17 protein-coding genes are annotated in these 15,459 nt (G+C 59.7%); 8 read left to right on the top strand and 9 right to left on the bottom strand.

The annotated features are described in order from the left end of the window. Positions 1-3 precede the first annotated feature (3 nt). Complete coding sequence (dusA, locus tag K0P33_RS09600) at positions 4-1,014, top strand: tRNA dihydrouridine(20/20a) synthase DusA (RefSeq protein WP_242154990.1); 1,011 nt, start codon at positions 4-6, stop codon at positions 1,012-1,014. 366 nt (positions 1,015-1,380) lie between these two features. Next, positions 1,381-2,307 (top strand): transaldolase, encoded by a 927-nt coding sequence (gene tal, locus K0P33_RS09595; RefSeq protein WP_094953088.1) that lies wholly within the window; start codon positions 1,381-1,383, stop codon positions 2,305-2,307. Positions 2,308-2,512: 205 nt separating this feature from the next. Here the strand turns inward: tal and rssC are convergent, their stop codons facing one another. Together rssC and rssB are read right to left on the bottom strand one after the other, a co-directional pair. Beyond that, positions 2,513-2,995 (bottom strand): anti-sigma factor antagonist RssC, encoded by a 483-nt coding sequence (gene rssC / locus K0P33_RS09590; protein ID WP_003172602.1) that lies wholly within the window; start codon positions 2,993-2,995, stop codon positions 2,513-2,515. Further along, entirely contained in the window at positions 2,995-4,176 is a 1,182-nt protein-coding gene (rssB, locus tag K0P33_RS09585) for a two-component system response regulator RssB (RefSeq protein ID WP_094953087.1), read from the bottom strand. The genes rssC and rssB overlap by 1 nt, the downstream gene beginning before the upstream one ends. A 276-nt stretch (positions 4,177-4,452) precedes the next feature. Between rssB and K0P33_RS09580 the strand changes: the two genes are divergently transcribed. Continuing rightward, on the top strand, positions 4,453-4,749 hold the full coding sequence (locus K0P33_RS09580; protein WP_094953085.1) for a PilZ domain-containing protein: 297 nt from the start codon (positions 4,453-4,455) through the stop codon (positions 4,747-4,749). A 61-nt stretch (positions 4,750-4,810) separates the two neighbouring features. On the opposite strand, the gene K0P33_RS09575 is transcribed toward K0P33_RS09580, so the two are convergent. Beyond that, positions 4,811-5,500 carry a VacJ family lipoprotein gene (locus K0P33_RS09575; protein WP_094953084.1) on the bottom strand — a complete coding sequence of 230 codons (690 nt, stop codon included), beginning with the start codon at positions 5,498-5,500 and terminating at the stop codon, positions 4,811-4,813. A 196-nt stretch (positions 5,501-5,696) separates the two neighbouring features. Between K0P33_RS09575 and K0P33_RS09570 the strand changes: the two genes are divergently transcribed. Then, positions 5,697-6,305, top strand: a complete 609-nt coding sequence (locus K0P33_RS09570; RefSeq protein WP_242154989.1) for an HAD family phosphatase — start codon at positions 5,697-5,699, stop codon at positions 6,303-6,305. Between the two features lie 110 nt (positions 6,306-6,415). Beyond that, the gene (locus tag K0P33_RS09565; protein WP_094953082.1) at positions 6,416-6,682 is read left to right on the top strand and encodes a DUF4404 family protein; all 267 of its coding nucleotides are present in this window, start codon (positions 6,416-6,418) and stop codon (positions 6,680-6,682) included. Between the two features lie 134 nt (positions 6,683-6,816). Here the strand turns inward: K0P33_RS09565 and queF are convergent, their stop codons facing one another. From queF to K0P33_RS09540, 5 genes are all read right to left on the bottom strand, one after another. Continuing rightward, the gene (gene queF / locus K0P33_RS09560; RefSeq protein ID WP_242154988.1) at positions 6,817-7,647 is read right to left on the bottom strand and encodes an NADPH-dependent 7-cyano-7-deazaguanine reductase QueF; all 831 of its coding nucleotides are present in this window, start codon (positions 7,645-7,647) and stop codon (positions 6,817-6,819) included. 66 nt (positions 7,648-7,713) lie between these two features. After that, positions 7,714-8,250 (bottom strand): cupredoxin family protein, encoded by a 537-nt coding sequence (locus K0P33_RS09555; RefSeq protein WP_094953080.1) that lies wholly within the window; start codon positions 8,248-8,250, stop codon positions 7,714-7,716. Positions 8,251-8,371: 121 nt separating this feature from the next. Continuing rightward, positions 8,372-9,616 (bottom strand): lipoprotein-releasing ABC transporter permease subunit, encoded by a 1,245-nt coding sequence (locus K0P33_RS09550; RefSeq protein ID WP_242154987.1) that lies wholly within the window; start codon positions 9,614-9,616, stop codon positions 8,372-8,374. 60 nt (positions 9,617-9,676) lie between these two features. Next, entirely contained in the window at positions 9,677-10,360 is a 684-nt protein-coding gene (gene lolD / locus K0P33_RS09545; RefSeq protein WP_176462998.1) for a lipoprotein-releasing ABC transporter ATP-binding protein LolD, read from the bottom strand. Between the two features lie 7 nt (positions 10,361-10,367). Beyond that, positions 10,368-11,618: a lipoprotein-releasing ABC transporter permease subunit gene (locus K0P33_RS09540; protein WP_094953077.1), complete on the bottom strand. Its 1,251-nt coding sequence runs from the start codon at positions 11,616-11,618 to the stop codon at positions 10,368-10,370. Between the two features lie 94 nt (positions 11,619-11,712). Here K0P33_RS09540 and K0P33_RS09535 point away from each other — a divergent pair, with 94 nt between their 5' ends. Together K0P33_RS09535 and K0P33_RS09530 are read left to right on the top strand one after the other, a co-directional pair. Next, positions 11,713-12,297: a PilZ domain-containing protein gene (locus K0P33_RS09535; RefSeq protein WP_242154986.1), complete on the top strand. Its 585-nt coding sequence runs from the start codon at positions 11,713-11,715 to the stop codon at positions 12,295-12,297. A gap of 44 nt (positions 12,298-12,341) precedes the next feature. Further along, on the top strand, positions 12,342-13,064 hold the full coding sequence (locus K0P33_RS09530; protein ID WP_242154985.1) for a glycerophosphodiester phosphodiesterase: 723 nt from the start codon (positions 12,342-12,344) through the stop codon (positions 13,062-13,064). Between the two features lie 42 nt (positions 13,065-13,106). Here K0P33_RS09530 and sthA read toward each other — a convergent pair whose 3' ends face one another. Beyond that, positions 13,107-14,501 carry a Si-specific NAD(P)(+) transhydrogenase gene (sthA, locus tag K0P33_RS09525; RefSeq protein WP_083359549.1) on the bottom strand — a complete coding sequence of 465 codons (1,395 nt, stop codon included), beginning with the start codon at positions 14,499-14,501 and terminating at the stop codon, positions 13,107-13,109. A gap of 234 nt (positions 14,502-14,735) precedes the next feature. Here sthA and K0P33_RS09520 point away from each other — a divergent pair, with 234 nt between their 5' ends. Then, positions 14,736-15,278, top strand: a complete 543-nt coding sequence (locus tag K0P33_RS09520; RefSeq protein WP_242154984.1) for a chalcone isomerase family protein — start codon at positions 14,736-14,738, stop codon at positions 15,276-15,278. The last annotated feature ends 181 nt before the right edge of the window (positions 15,279-15,459 follow it).

The following is a 15,459-nucleotide window of genomic DNA, read 5'->3' as shown; positions in this document are numbered from 1 at the left end:
AAAATGCTAGATAAACAAAGCTTTAGCCCAGCAGAATCAAGCCCCGCACTGTCTCGGCGCTTTAGCGTTGCCCCCATGATGGATTGGACCGACCGCCACTGCCGGTTCTTCCTGCGCCTGCTCTCCAAGCACGCCCTGCTCTACACCGAGATGGTCACCACGGGCGCGATCCTGCACGGCGACCACGACCGCTTCCTGCGCCACAACGAAGCCGAGCACCCGCTTGCGCTGCAGTTGGGTGGCAGTGTCCCCGCTGACCTAGCTGCCTGCGCGCGTATGGCTGAGGCTGCCGGTTACGATGAAGTGAACTTGAACGTTGGCTGCCCGAGTGACCGGGTGCAGAACAATATGATCGGCGCGATCCTGATGGCGCACCCTGCATTGGTGGCGGATTGCGTGAAGGCGATGCGCGATGCGGTGTCGATTCCGGTGACGGTGAAGCATCGTATCGGGATCAATGGGCGCGACAGTTATGCCGAGTTGTGTGATTTCGTCGGGACGGTGAGGGATGCCGGGTGCACCAGTTTTACGGTGCATGCGCGGATTGCGATTCTTGAGGGGTTGTCGCCGAAGGAGAATCGCGACATTCCGCCGTTGCGCTATGACGTGGCGGCGCAGTTGAAGCAGGATTTCCCGGAGTTGGAGATTGTGCTGAACGGTGGGATTAAGACGCTTGCGCAGTGCCAGGAGCATTTGCAGGTGTTTGATGGGGTGATGTTGGGGCGGGAGGCTTATCACAATCCGTATTTGCTGGCGGAGGTGGATCAGCGGTTGTTTGGGAGTTCGGCGCCGGTGGTTAGTCGGGCGGAAGCGTTGGCGCAGTTGCGGCCTTATATTGCGGAGCATTTGGCCAGTGGTGGGTCGATGCATCACATTACGCGGCATGTGTTGGGGTTGGGGACTGGGTTTCCGGGGGCTCGGAAATTTCGGCAGATGTTGTCCGTGGATATTCATAAGGCGAGTGATCCGTTGGCGTTGTTGGATCAGGCTGGGGAGTTGTTGGAGGGGCGGTGATTTAGCCGGTTGGGTGTCAGTTGGTTTATTGGGTGGCTGGGGTTGGCGGTTCCCCCAACTGATCGTTCCCATGCTCTGCGTGGGAATGCAGGGCGTGACGCTCCGCGTCACTATTGCGCTGGACTTGAGCCGTGCGCTGGTAGCGGGACGCGGAGCGTCCCAGGAGGCGTTACCACGCGGAGCGTGGGAACGATCGATATAAGGGGAACCTGTCGGCGGTTTTGGTCTCCTATTTAGCACCACGGCCGGTGATTCAAACGGCTGTTTTCAGGTTGTTGCCCTCGCAAACGATCGAACGCATTTGCGCCCTTGAGCGCCTGCCGGCGCTCGGGTAATGTCATCAGACCCACAGGACAGAGCACGCCCATGACTTCCAAGCTGGAACAACTCAAGCAATTCACCACCGTTGTAGCCGATACCGGCGATTTTTCTACCCTCGCCAAGCTCAAGCCGCAAGACGCCACCACTAACCCTTCCCTGCTGCTCAAGGCTGCTTCGATCCCAGGCTATGCCAAGCTGCTGGATGAGGCTGTGAAGGACTGCAATGGTGACGTGGGCCTGGCCAGCGACCGTTTTGCGGTGGCGGTCGGTCAAGAGATCCTTAAAGTCGTACCGGGCCGTATTTCCACTGAGGTGGATGCGCGTCTGTCGTTCGACGAAGCGGCCATTCTCAAGCGTGCGCACCGTCTGATCGACTTGTACGACAAAGCCGGCGTTGGCCGTGACCGTGTGCTGATCAAGATCGCCTCCACCTGGGAAGGCATCCGCGCGGCGGAGAAGCTGGAAAAAGAAGGTATTCAAACCAACCTGACCCTGCTGTTCTCGTTCGCCCAGGCTGTGGCCTGTGCCGAGGCTGGGGTGTTCCTGATTTCGCCGTTCGTGGGCCGTATCTACGATTGGTACAAAAAGGCCAACGGCAACGACTACACCGGTTCCGATGATCCAGGCGTGCAGTCGGTAACGCGCATCTACAACTACTACAAGGCCAATGGCTACAAGACCGTGGTGATGGGTGCGAGCTTCCGTAACCTCAACCAGATTGAAGAGTTGGCCGGATGTGATCGCCTGACCATCAGCCCGGACCTGCTGGAGAAGCTGGCGGCGGATGAAGGCAAGCTGGAGCGCAAGTTGGCGCCAGGCCATGCCGGTGAAGCGCGGGTGCATTTGACTGAAGCGCAGTTCCGTTGGGAATCCAACGAGGATGCGATGGCGACTGAGAAGCTGGCGGAGGGGATTCGTCAGTTTGCTCGGGACCAGGAGAAGCTTGAAGCGTTGTTGACTGCCAAGCTGTAAGGCAGTCGGCGACAAAAAGGGCGGCACCCTCGCGGGTGCCGCCCTTTTTTGTGCCTTTCGCTGGTCTCAAGCCGACCTCAGTACAACTGTGGGAGCTGGCTTGCCTGCGATAGCGGTGGGTCAGAAATGAATAGGTGGCTGACACACCGCTATCGCAGGCAAGCCAGCTCCCACATTTGACTGTGTTGTTCTCAGCAGCGGGGGCTTAGTGGCGCTCTAGGGCGTTCACAAGGTCATGGAACGCTTCGCGGTTGGACTCGTTCAAGCCCATCAGGATCTTGTGCGCTTCCAGCACCTTGACCCGTACCACTTCTTCGGACTGGTCTTGCGAAGGCAGGTCGGTCAGGCATTCCGGGCAGGGGATCGGGCGGTCAACGATGTTGAACACTTGATCAAAGCCCATGGACTGCAGCAGACGGGTGATGTCTTCGTGGGTGGTGACCACAGTCGGCAACAGTCCGACCTTCTGCCGAGACAGAATGGACAACTTGGCCAACAGGCCCAGGGTGGTGCTGTCGATGCTGCGGGTTTCGGTCAGATCGATCACGATCGCCGAGAAATTCAGGGCTGTGAAAATCCGCTCAATCGTTGCATCCAGCGCCGAACACAAGGTCAGGCGCACTTCACCGACAAACTTCAGGACGAAGGTCCCATCTTGCTCGGCGAATTGGATTCTTCCGGTACTCATCAAAGATTCCTGCTCAACACCAATAGGGCGATATCATCCGGCATCTCCCCTAGCGTGGCCAATCCAAAAACCTGCCGCAGGCCATCCAGGCTGCCGCCCGCCGACTTGACCTTTTGGGGCAAGGCGGCTTCTTTCTCTTTGAGTGTAGGCTCTGGAAGAAGGTCCAGGATACCGTCGGACATCAGCGTGAGGCTGAAGGTCGGCGGCAGTTCCAGGATGTGGTCTTCGTAGGTGGCTTCATTGAACAAGCCCACCGGCAGACCACGCCCTTCCAGGTAACGCACACTGTCTGGAGTGTATAAAACCGGCATCGGCAGGTGACCGCCGATGCTGTAGGTCAAAAGACCCGTTTCTTCATCAATTACGCCGCCGACCATCGTCACGTGCTTGCCCAGCTTACAGCTGATCAGGCCTCGGTTGATGTGGCCCAGCACCTCGGAGGGGGTGAACTCCGGCAAGGTGCCATTGCGCTTGGATTCGAACAGCAGCCGTGTGGTCATGAACTTCAACAACACGGTGACAAAAGCAGATGAAGCACCGTGGCCGGAGACGTCGGCCAGGTAGAACGCGACACGCCGCTCGTCGACGCGGAAATAGTCGACAAAATCACCCGACAGGTACAACGACGGGATGATCTGGTGAGCGAACTTGAACTCATCGATGGTCCAGGGGCTGACCGGCAGCATGTTCATCTGCACCTGGCGACCGGCGTTCTGGTCTTCCTGGAGCAGGTTGAGGCTGGCTTCGAGTTCGCGGTTGGCGGTTTCGAGCTTTTCGCGGTAGCGCTGGTTTTCCAGCAGTAGGCGGGCACGGTCCAGTGCGCGGCGCACCGAGTGCTCCAGCACGGCCAGGTCTTCCAGGGGTTTGATCAGGTAATCGGCGGCGCCCAGGCGCAAGGCCTCGACGGCGTCGTTCATCACGCCGGCACCGGACACGACAATCACCGGCGTCTGCGGGGCAAGCTCAGTCACCTGGCGGATCAGTTCGAGGCCGCCCATCTGGGGCATGCGCAGATCGCAGATCACAAGGTCGGGCTTGTCGCGCCCGAATACCTGGAGACCCTGTTGGCCATTGCTGGCCTGCAGGACGCTGAAGCCACTGTCTTCCAAATAGGCCGCGAGGCTCGCGCGCACTACTTCGTCGTCATCGATTATCAGCAGCGTGGCACTGGTTTTTTGCATGTGGGCAAACGGCGCCAGAATTAGGTTGGCGTAGGTGGCTCGACAATGGCCGGGCGCACTTACTGGATTCGCTTTCTAGCCACTCTGTCCTACAAAGCATTGGGATTTTGCCCATGCACAAAGGTAAAGCAGAGGTGCCCTTCTAAGGCGCAGACGGTACTCCCATCCGTCAGGGGTTTCAAGCTCATGCCGATGGTCGCCAAGCGTCTTTACACCGCAAATCACTGGGAGTTATAAGAACACCCACGACCACAACACAAAGTAAGGATGGAACCCGTGAGCGAACACGAGCGCGACTACGCCGAAAAACGCGATTTCATCCGCATGCGAGTGGATGCCGATGTGTCGTTGATCCACGCAGGGCAGGAGATTGCCGGGGTCTGCGTGGACCTTTCCAGCTCTGGCATGCAGGTCCAGGCGCCGCGCCAGTTTCAGGTGGGCGACCAACTGACCGTGCGGATCGATTCAGATCACGCCGCTCTCAAGGGCCTGGAAGCAGATACCGAAGTGGTATGGACCAAGGCCACAGATACAGATCAGCAATTGGGCCTCAAGATCTTGAAAATGCGATGAAACCGCGCACAAAAAAAGGCGACCACTTGGGTCGCCTTTTTTCGTTTCAAAACGTCACAGCTTAAAAGTCGTCGACGACCTTGCCGTCTTTGACCTTGAACTCACGGTTCTGCAAGTAAGCGTTACGGATGAAGGTGTACTTGTCACCGGTGATCAACTTCTCGCTGTCGAGCAGGCTGGCACGGGTATCGACAATGTTCAGGCCGAAGGTGCTGTTACGCCAGCCGATGTCGTTCATGTAGCGGTACGGCTGGGTGTAGCTGTCGACGTATTTGGACGGCGCATCACGCAAGGTGCTTGGGCCCAGCAGCGGCAGCATCACGTAAGGACCGCTGCCGACGCCCCAGTAACCGAGGGTCTGGCCGAAGTCTTCATCGCTGCGCTGCAGCCCCATTTTGGTGCCGACATCAATAAAGCCCAGCACGCCGAAGGTGGTGTTCATCAGCAGGCGGGCAGTGTCCACACCGGCGGCGTGCGGCTTGAGCTGCAGCACGTTGTTGGCCAGATTGCCAACATCGCCGATGTTGCGGAAGAAGTTGTGCACGCCGTCTTGCACAAATTGCGGGGTGACAAACTGATAACCCTGGGCAATTGGCTTGAGCGCGTAGGTATCAACGGTGTCGTTGAAGGTGAAGATCGGGCGGTTGACGCTTTCCCACGGGTCGTCTTCCGACGCAGCCTGGGCCGCGAACGGGGCCAACAGGACAGTGGCACACACAGATAGCTGAGCGAAGTAGTGGCTCCAGCGCATAGCTTTTGCTCCTTGAATGGTCTGTCATGGGCGCTATGCCCTGAATAAGGATGTCAGTATATGACGGAAGTGCTGGTTTAGGCAGCTGCGAGGAAACGACATACGAAAAATGCACAAAACTCCTACAATCACCCCTCAGTGTCATGCGCTTGTCATCCCGCCTCGATAGCGTCATCGCTATTTCAGGGATGTAGAAATGCCTCACGCCGAGATTGCCGTCGCCAATGCCCCTTCTTTGACTGCCGTACTCTTTGGCCTGAGTGGCTGCCTGGTGGATTTTGGTTCCCAGGCGCGCACCGATTCGCCCGCCCCGGACTCCCACGCCACGCCGGGCGCGCTGAAGAGCCTGCGCAGCCTCAAGGACCAGGGCGTGCCCTGCGCCTGGCTGGACGAACTGCCCCCCTCGGTCACCACCCCGCTGGCTGCCGCACTGCCCGACTGGATCAAGGCGGCCTCGCCCTCCTCCATCCGCTGGCCGGCGCCGCATGCGTGCTGGCAGGCCTTGATGGAACTGAATATCGAACGCCTGGAAGGCTGCGTACTGGTCAGCGGCGAGCCGCGCTTGCTGCAAGCGGGCCTGAATGCCGGGTTGTGGACCATTGGCCTGGCGTCCTGCGGCTCGCTGTGTGGCCTGGGGCCCGAGCAATGGCAGGCGCTGACCGAGCAACAACGCGAGTACAAGCGCGGCAAGGCCACGGTGGCGCTGTATGGGTTGGGCGTGCACTCGGTGATCGATCACCTCGGTGAACTCGGCACCTGCCTGGCCGACATCAGCCTGCGCCAGCTCAAAGGCGAGAAGCCCTGATCGAGATCATGCACTAAGGGCGCCGGTGGATTAATCTACAGGTCAGCCCGTAGACCTTTCGCGACGTGCCGCGGTCTATGCCAGTGCCTATCGATAAAAGGAAGAACGCCATGCCTGCCCGCGAAAAACTGCAAGAACAGGTCACCATCCTGCGCGAGCAATTGAACCAGGAGCCACCGCTGCCACCCGAAAAGCGTGAGGCGCTGGAAGAATTGATTGCGAAGTTTGAAGTGCAACTTGAGTTGGAACCCGCCACCCAATCCCCGAGTATCGCTGACGATGTGAATCGCGCAGTGGAAGGCTTCGAACTGGATCACCCAGGTATTGCGGGGACGCTGCGCAATATCGTGATCACCTTGGGCAATATCGGGATCTAACCCCAGCCCAAGCCAAACGCAGAACCAAAATGTGGGCGCGGGCTTGCCTGCGATAGCGGTGTATCAGTCACCTATGGATGACTGAAAATTGCTATCGCAGGCAAGCCAGCTCCCACATTTGTTTTGCGTGAAGGCTACTGACGGGCCAGTCGCAGGTTTTGGAACTGCACATCTTCCGTGCTGCGGTACGGGTTGATATCCAACCCGCCCCGGCGCACATAGCGCGCATACACCGTCAGTTTCTGCGGCTTGAGCAAGCGCTGCAGGTCGAGAAAAATCCGCTCCACACACTGTTCATGGAAGTCGGAGTGCTGGCGAAAGCTCACCAGGTACTCCAGCAGGCTGGCGTGATCCAGTGCCGAACCCCGGTATTCCACCGCCACGCTGCCCCAATCGGGCTGACTGGTGACCGGGCAGTTGGATTTGAGCAAGTGGCTGTGCACGCTCTCCTCGACAATGCGCGAGTCATCGCAGCGCAGCAGTTCCGGGCGCGGGTGTTCGTAGTTGCTGACGCTGATGTCCAACTCGTCAATGCACACGCCCGGCAGTGCCTGCACACCTTCGGCTTCAACCTCGGCCAAACGGCGGATGCGCACGCTCACCGGCTTGCCGGCGGCGGCGCTTAGGTCGGTGCGCAAGGTCGCTTCCAGGCTTGCCGTATCGGCAAACGCGGTCTGGTTCAACGAGTTGAGGTAGAGCTTGAAGGACTTGGACTCGATGATATTCGGCGAGTCGGCCGGGATGCTGAACTCACCGATAGCCACCACCGGCTTGCCCGACGGCAGCAGCCAGGACAATTCGAAGCAGTTCCAGAAATCCACGCCTTTATACGGCAGTGTTTCGGCGCTCAGGCCCAGCTCGGCCCACTTGGCGGCGCGAGGGATCGGGAACAGCAACGATGGGGTGTAGGTGCTGATGTATTCACTGGACTTGCCCAGCGGCGAATGTTCGGCTGCGGGATGCATGGCGGAAACCTGGCTAAATAAACCGCGCCAGTCTACCAGCCTTTGCTCCCGCCCTTAAGAAACGCCTCACTCAACGGTCAGTTTGCCGACCATGCCGGCCTGATAATGCCCAGGGAGGTTGCAGGCAAACTCCAGACCCGTGGCTTTGGTGAAGGTCCAGGTCAGCTCGGCAGTCTTGCCGGGTTCGACCAACACGCTGTTGGGATCGTCATGCTTCATGCCACTCATGTCGCCATGGCGCATATCATCCTGATGCATGGCGCTGTGGTCCATCTTGCCCATGCCGGTGGCGGTGAGCATGCCGCTGGCCTGCATCTTTAACATTTCCTTCTGGTGTTCGGCATGCATCGCCGCGTCGCCCAGGTTGAATTCGTGGAGCAACTGGCCTTTGTTGACCAGTACAAAGCGCACGGTCTCACCGGCTTTTACGTCGATCGACTTGGGCGAAAAGGAAATGTCCTGCAGCAACACTTCCACGGTGCGCGTGGCTTTGTCGGCAGACGCCGGCTGGCCAAAGGCGAAGGTGTGGGCCGTGTCAGCCACAGCAGCGAAACTCAACGCCAACAGGCAGCCCGCCAATATCAGAGGTGTACGCAACGCCATCTCAATTCTCCAAACGTGTGTGAACAGCTTCGCCAGCACTCTAAGATGGCGCCGCTACCAGCCAGCTGACTGCTAGATTACAACGTTGATCGTTCCCACGCTGAGCGTGGGAACGAGCACGTCAGGAATACCTGAGCGCATGCGCCGGCTCAATCTTCGCCGCCCGATACGCCGGGTAAACAGTCGCCAAAAAGCTCAACACAAACCCAGCCGTGCAAATCAGCAGCACATCGCCGCCTTGCAGTTCCGAAGGCAGGTTGCTGACGAAGTACACATCCGAACTGAAGATATGCTGCCCGCTCACGCGCTCCAGCCAGCCCACCAGTTCACTCACGTTCAGCGCCGCAATCACGCCCAGTACGCCGCCGATCAAGGTGCCGACAATACCAATCACCGTGCCCTGCACCATGAAGATCGCCATGATCTGGCGTGGCGTGGCGCCGATGGTGCGCAAGATCGCGATGTCTGCGCCCTTGTCGTTCACCACCATGATCAAGGTGGCGATGATGTTGAACGCGGCAACGGCGACGATCATCAGCAACAGCAGGCCGATCATGGTCTTTTCCATCTTCATCGCGCTGAACAGGCTGCCCTGGGTGTGGGTCCAGTCATCGGGCTTGTAGGCTGCGCCAAGGCTGGCGGCGATGTCCGCCGAGACTTTGGGCGCTGCATACAGGTCTTTCACCGCCAGGCGCACGCTTTGCACCTGGTTGGGCTGCCAATGCTGTATCTCGGCAGCGTCAGCCATGTTGATCAAGGCCATGGAGCCGTCCAGCTCAGCGCCGACCTTGAAGATACCGACCACGTTCAACCGCTGCATGCGCGGGGTGATGCCACCCGGGGCAGTGCTGATTTCCGGGACGATCAGGGTCAGCTTGTCGCCCACGCTCAGGCGGAAGCGCCGAGCGGTGATGTCGCCGATGACCACGCCAAATTCGCCGGCCTTCAGGTCTTCCAGTTTCCCGCGCACGATATGCTGGGCCACGATCGAGACCTTGCCTTCCTGGGCCGGGTCGACGCCGCTGATTTCGATCGGCTGCATCGCGCCCTTGTAGGAAAACATGCCGTCCATCTGTGTGAACGGCACTGCGGCGGTGACTTCAGGGTTCTTCATCGCCGCAGCCGCCACGGGCTGCCAGTCATCAATCGGGTTCACGCCGACGATGGTGGCGTGGGGCACCATGCCGAGGATGCGTGAGCTCATTTCACGCTGGAAGCCGTTCATCACCGACAACACCACGATCATCGCCAGCACGCCGAGGGCGAGGCCGATCATCGAGGTCATCGAGATAAACGAAACAAAACGGTTGCGGCGCTTGGCGCGGGTATAGCGCGTGCCGATGAAAATCGATAACGGTCTGAACATTCGCGGGCACCGTTTAAAAAAATGAAAAAGCCCAGCGCCAGGCGCCGGGCTTGAAACGGGTCAGATGGCGACCAAATGACCTTCCTGCAGGTGCAGCACACGGTCCATCTGGCGGGCCATGCTCATGTCATGGGTCACCACCAGGAACGCGGTGCGCATCTGGGTGCTCAGTTCCAGCATCAAGTCCTTGATGCCCTGGGCGGTGTGGGCGTCGAGGTTGCCGGTTGGCTCATCGAGCATCACCAGCCCTGGGTTGTTCACCAGGGCGCGGGCGATTGCCACACGCTGGCGCTCACCGCCGGACAGTTCGGCCGGCTTGTGCTCCAGGCGATGCCCGAGGCCAACGCGCTCCAGCAGGGCTGTGGCACGCTGGCGCGCTTGCGGGATCGCGGTCTTGCCGATCAGCAGCGGCATGCACACGTTTTCCAGCGCGGTGAATTCCGCCAGCAGGTGGTGGAACTGGTACACAAAGCCCAACGAACGGTTGCGCAGTTGGCCACGCGCTTTCTCACCCAGGGCCGACAGTTCTTCGCCGGCCAACCACACGCTGCCCTGGGACGGCGTATCAAGGCCGCCCAACAGGTTGAGCAAGGTACTTTTGCCGGAACCGGAACTGCCGACGATCGCCACGCGCTCGCCCGGGTGCAGTTCCAGCTGCAGGTTGGACAACACCACCACCGATTCCGGACCTTCCTCGTAGGATTTGCCCAGGTTGCGGCAGCTCAGGATTGCTTTTTCACTCATGCCCGATTCACTCATAACGTAAGGCCTGTGCTGGCTGGGTACGTGCCGCGCGCCAGGCTGGATACAGGGTGGCAAGAAAACTCAGGACCAACGCAGCGCCGCCCACCATCAACACGTCCTGGGCCTGAACCTGGGACGGTAAGTAGTCGATGAAGTAGACGTCGGCATTAAGAAACTTATGGCCGAGGACTTTTTCCAGCGCGGCGATGGCGGCGCTGACGTTCAGTGCCGCCAAGATGCCGACCGCGGTGCCGATCAAGGTGCCGACCACGCCGATCACGGTGCCCTGCACCATGAAGATCGCCATGATCTGCCCCGGCGTGGCGCCAAGGGTGCGCAGGATGGCGATGTCGCCCTTCTTGTCGTTCACCACCATCACCAAGGTGGAGATGATGTTGAACGCCGCCACGGCGACGATCAGCAGCAACAACAGGCCGATCATGGCTTTTTCCATGCGGATGGCCTGGTAGAGGTTGCCGTGAGTGCGGGTCCAGTCGCGGGCGTAGTACTGGGATTCACCCAAATGCTGGGCGATTTCCCAGGCGCCGCGCGGTGCCTCGAACAGGTCGTTGAATTTGAGGCGCAGGCCCTGCACCTGATCCGGCTTCCAGCGATGCAGGCGCGCCAGATCGGTGAGATTGGTCAGGCCAAGGTAGCCGTCGATCTCGCCGGCGCCGACGTGGAAGGTGCCGACCACGGTGAAGCGCTTCATACGTGGGAACATGCCGGCCGGGGTCACGGTGACTTCCGGGGCGACGAAGGTCAGCTTGTCGCCGATGCCCACGCCGAGCTTGGCCGCGGCCTTGTCGCCGATCACGATGCCGAAGCTTCCGGGCGCCAACTCGTCGAGTTTGCCCTGCAACATGAACTTGTCGATGATCGACACGTTACGTTCCTGAGCCGGATCGATGCCATTGAGCAGGATTTTCTGCACCTTGCCGTCGTTGGTCAGCAACCCCTGCATCTGGGTAAACGGCGCAACGGCCACTACCTTGGGGTTCTGCTTGACCTTGTCGGCAAGGCTAGGCCAGTCGCTGATGGGCGAATCGCCCTCGATGGTCGCGTGGGGCACCATGCCCAGCACGCGGGTGCGCATCTCATGATCGAAGCCGTTCATCACCGACAGCACCACAATCATCACGACCACGCCCAAGGCGAGCCCGATCATCGAGGTCAGGGAAATGAACGACACAAAATGATTGCGACGCTTTGCACGGGTATAACGCGTGCCGATAAATACGAAGAGAGGTCTGAACATGTCGGGGCTTGTTCGGAGGAAAAGAAGACGTCCCGGTGGCGGGGTCAGGTAAGCAGCTTTACACTCAGACCATTACCGCTACTTTGGGTTCGCCATGTCGACATTAGATGAAGAAGAACGCCGCGAATACTACCGTATCGACGACATGATCGCACTTCAAATCAGCGCACTGTCTGCCCCGGAAGCGGCGAGCAAGGAAGTGTTGCTGGATGATTCGCCGCTATTCAACCTGCTCAGCGAATTGCACCTCAGCGAATTCGAAGCCCAGCACCTGCTGCGCCAGATCAACGAGAAGGATCGCAGCCTGGCCGCCTTCCTCAAAGTCCAGAACAAACGCATGGACCTGCTCAGCCAGATCATGGCGCGCGGCCTGCTGGATGAGGTGGGCGCGCCGCAGCCGGTGATCATTTCCGAAGGCGGCATCGACTTCCAGCACCCCACGCCCTTGGCGCCTGGCGCGCACCTGGCGGTCAAGCTGGTATTGATGCCCCAGGCGCTCGGCCTGCTGCTGCGTGCCCGCGTCACCCATTGCGACGCCAAAGGCGACCGGTTTGACGTAGGCACGGAGTTCGAATCCATGACCGATGCCCAGCGCCAGCTGCTGGCGCGCTACATTCTGCAGAAACAAGCCCAGGAACGACGCTTGGCGCGGGAACAGAGCGACGCCCAAGACACCTGAATCTCGTATGACCCCGCCGGGCTATCCGGCGCAAAGGAGCAACTGTGACCCTGATTTATGGCCACCGCGGTGCCAAAGGCGAAGCACCGGAAAACACCCTGACCAGCTTTCAGGAGTGCCTCAAGCACGGTGTACGCCGCTGCGAACTGGACTTGCACCTGTCCATGGACGGCGAGTTGATGGTGATCCACGACCCGACCCTCAAACGCACCGCCGACCGGCGCGGCAAAGTCGTCGAGTATTCGGCGGCCGACCTTGTGAAGATGGACGCGCGCAAAGGCGGCCCTGGCTGGGTCAACCCGTGCCCGATCCCACGCTTGGAAGAACTGTTCGAAAAGTGCGACTTCGATCACTGGCAACTGGAAGTCAAAAGCGCCTCACGCACCCGCGCCGCGACTACCGTGCTGGCAATTCGTGAGATGGCCGTGCGTCATCGCCTGATGGACAAGGTCACGGTGACCTCAAGTTCGCGGGAAGTATTGAAAGCGGCGGTTGAACTCACCCCGGACCTGTCGCGAGGACTGGTCGCCGAATACGCCTGGCTCGACCCGCTGAAGGTCGCGCAAAACTACGGCTGTGAATACCTGGCGTTGAACTGGACGTTGTGCACCCCCGAGCGTCTGGAAAAAGCCCAGCGCCAGGGTTTGCACGTGTCCGTGTGGACGGTCAACGAACCTGCGCTGATGCGCAGGCTCGCCGACTTCGGCGTAGATAGCCTGATTACAGACTTTCCCGGTTTGGCCACTGCCACCCTCGAGAATTACTGAAATCGGTCTCCCCGGCCGGCTCAGGCCACCGGCCGGAGCCGCTCAAAAAAGCCGGTTGAGGCCATCGTAGGCCGCTACCCGATAGGCTTCTGCCATGGTCGGGTAGTTGAACGTGGTGTTCACAAAATACTTGAGGGTATTTTGCTCGCCCGGCTGGTTCATGATCGCCTGGCCAATGTGCACGATCTCCGAGGCCTGGTAGCCGAAGCAATGCACGCCGAGGACTTCCAGGGTTTCGCGGTGGAACAGGATCTTGAGCATGCCTTGCGGCTCGCCGGCGATCTGCGCACGCGCCATGCTCTTGAAGAACGCCTTGCCGACTTCATAAGGCACCTTGGCCTTGGTCAGTTCGTGTTCGTTCTTGCCGATCGAGCTGATCTCGGGAATGGTGTAGATCCCGGTCGGCACGTCGTTCACATAGCGCCAGCTGCCGTTGTCGACAATGCTGCCGGCCGCCGAACGGCCTTGGTCATGCGCGGCACTCGCTAGGCTTGGCCAGCCGATCACGTCACCGGCGCCATAGATATTGGTCACGCAGGTGCGGTAGTTCTCGTCCACTTCGATCTGGCCACGGCTGTTGACCTTGACCCCGACGTTTTCCATGCCCAGCTTGTCGGTGTTGCCGGTACGGCCGTTGCACCACAGCAAGGCGTCGGCCTTGATCTTCTTGCCGGACTTGAGGTGCAGGATCACGCCGTTGTCCAGGCCTTCGACCCGCTCGTACTCTTCGTTATGGCGCACGGTGATGTTGTTGTTGCTGAAGTGGTAGCTCAACGCCTGGGAAATTTCCGAGTCGAGGAAGCTCAGCAGCTGGTCGCGGTTATCCACCAGCTCCACCAGAACACCCAGGCCGCTGAAGATCGAGGCGTATTCACAGCCGATTACACCGGCGCCGTAGATGATCAGTTTGCGCGGGGTGTGGCCCAGGCTCAGGATGGTGTCGCTATCGTAGATACGCGGGTGGTGGAAATCGATGTCCGCCGGGCGATACGGCCGCGAACCGGTGGCGATGATGATGTGCTTGGCCACCAGCTTCTCGACCACGCCGTTGGCGCAGACCACTTCGACGGTTTGCTCATCGGCAAAGCTGCCGGTGCCGAAGAACAGGTCGACGCGGTTACGGGCGTAGTAGCCGGTACGCGAGGCGACTTGCTTGGAGATGACTTTTTCGGCGCTTTTCAACACGTCCGGGAACGAGAACCAGCGCGGCTCACCAATGGCCCGGAACATCGGGTTGGTGTTGAACTGCATGATCTGGCGCACCGAGTGACGCAAGGCCTTAGACGGGATGGTACCCAGGTGGGTGCAGTTACCGCCGACCTGGCGACGGCTATCGACCATCGCCACCTTGCGCCCAGCTTTGGCGGCGTTCATCGCCGCACCTTCTCCAGCCGGGCCGGAACCCAGTACCACCACGTCGTAGTTGTAGACAGCCATGCGTACTCCTCAGAACAGGCCAGGCGCACGGTTGGACGCCTGGCTAAATCATGCCGCGGCCAGCGGGCATGAAGGACAATTTGGCTCAAGTGTGTGAGCCGGGGCACAGTCTATATAAGGCTCAACGCCGCGAACATTAACCCTTGGTCGCGTCGTAGGCCAGCCTTGCCTTTACTACAGCAGTAGGAAACTGGCATTACACTGCTGACACGAACCTTTGCAGGACGAGCCATTATGCGGCATGTGCTTTTGTGTTTATTGCTGATTTTCTCTGTGACCGTGCAAGCCAGTGAAGCGGACCGGCTCAGGCAGGCGGCTTTCCCTGCGCAATCTCAGGACCTGGCCCGGAAAAACCAGGCCGTGCTGGTCTATCTCTGGGCGGATGTCTACGCGGCAGCGCTGTACGCCCCGGCCAACATCAGCGCAAAACAGGCCTGGGACCAGCAAAAGGACCTGCGCCTGGCGTTGTATTACTTTCGCGACATCGACCGTAACGATGTGATCAAGGCGGCCACCACCGCCCTGGAGCGCCAGCAAAGCAGCGCTACCCTCGCCCGTTTGAAGCCTGCGTTGGATCAACTGCATGCAAGTTTCCGCAACATCCGCAGCGGCGATCGCTATGCCTTGGACTTCCGCCCTGGGCGCGGGTTGAACCTGGAGATTAATGAGCAGGTGGTGTTCAGCAGTGGTGATGATGAATTGGCGAAAGCCTATCTGGGCATCTGGCTGGCGCCGAAAGGCCTGTCGGACAGCCTGCGCAAAAGCCTACTGAGTTAAACGCAAATCCCCTGTGAGAGCGGGCTTGCTCGCGAAGGCGGTGTGTCAGTCGGCTTATGAGTTACTGATACACCGCTTTCGCGAGCAAGCCCTCTCCCACATAGGCTTTCATTGCCATCAGCTCTTGCGGCATTTAGTCAGCTTGCTATCGGTTTCTGTTGCGGGTAGTGGCCAATACACA

The organism is Pseudomonas sp. ArH3a, assembly GCF_022648765.1.
GTDB lineage: Bacteria > Pseudomonadota > Gammaproteobacteria > Pseudomonadales > Pseudomonadaceae > Aquipseudomonas.
Note: the sequence above shows the minus strand (reverse complement) of the source record. Positions and strands in the feature narration are given on the sequence as shown.

What these genes read in the sequence shown, in the direction of transcription:
- rssC (WP_003172602.1), bottom strand. Translation starts at nt 2,995, where the DNA reads ATGAGTACCGGAAGAATCCAATTCGCCGAGCAAGATGGGACCTTCGTC.
- dusA (WP_242154990.1), top strand. Translation starts at nt 4, where the DNA reads ATGCTAGATAAACAAAGCTTTAGCCCAGCAGAATCAAGCCCCGCACTG.
- K0P33_RS09540 (WP_094953077.1), bottom strand. Translation starts at nt 11,618, where the DNA reads ATGTTCAGACCTCTCTTCGTATTTATCGGCACGCGTTATACCCGTGCA.
- tal (WP_094953088.1), top strand. Translation starts at nt 1,381, where the DNA reads ATGACTTCCAAGCTGGAACAACTCAAGCAATTCACCACCGTTGTAGCC.
- sthA (WP_083359549.1), bottom strand. Translation starts at nt 14,501, where the DNA reads ATGGCTGTCTACAACTACGACGTGGTGGTACTGGGTTCCGGCCCGGCT.
- K0P33_RS09555 (WP_094953080.1), bottom strand. Translation starts at nt 8,250, where the DNA reads ATGGCGTTGCGTACACCTCTGATATTGGCGGGCTGCCTGTTGGCGTTG.
- K0P33_RS09520 (WP_242154984.1), top strand. Translation starts at nt 14,736, where the DNA reads ATGCGGCATGTGCTTTTGTGTTTATTGCTGATTTTCTCTGTGACCGTG.
- K0P33_RS09550 (WP_242154987.1), bottom strand. Translation starts at nt 9,616, where the DNA reads ATGTTCAGACCGTTATCGATTTTCATCGGCACGCGCTATACCCGCGCC.
- K0P33_RS09565 (WP_094953082.1), top strand. Translation starts at nt 6,416, where the DNA reads ATGCCTGCCCGCGAAAAACTGCAAGAACAGGTCACCATCCTGCGCGAG.
- lolD (WP_176462998.1), bottom strand. Translation starts at nt 10,360, where the DNA reads ATGAGTGAAAAAGCAATCCTGAGCTGCCGCAACCTGGGCAAATCCTAC.
- K0P33_RS09570 (WP_242154989.1), top strand. Translation starts at nt 5,697, where the DNA reads ATGCCTCACGCCGAGATTGCCGTCGCCAATGCCCCTTCTTTGACTGCC.
- queF (WP_242154988.1), bottom strand. Translation starts at nt 7,647, where the DNA reads ATGCATCCCGCAGCCGAACATTCGCCGCTGGGCAAGTCCAGTGAATAC.
- K0P33_RS09575 (WP_094953084.1), bottom strand. Translation starts at nt 5,500, where the DNA reads ATGCGCTGGAGCCACTACTTCGCTCAGCTATCTGTGTGTGCCACTGTC.
- K0P33_RS09535 (WP_242154986.1), top strand. Translation starts at nt 11,713, where the DNA reads ATGTCGACATTAGATGAAGAAGAACGCCGCGAATACTACCGTATCGAC.
- rssB (WP_094953087.1), bottom strand. Translation starts at nt 4,176, where the DNA reads ATGCAAAAAACCAGTGCCACGCTGCTGATAATCGATGACGACGAAGTA.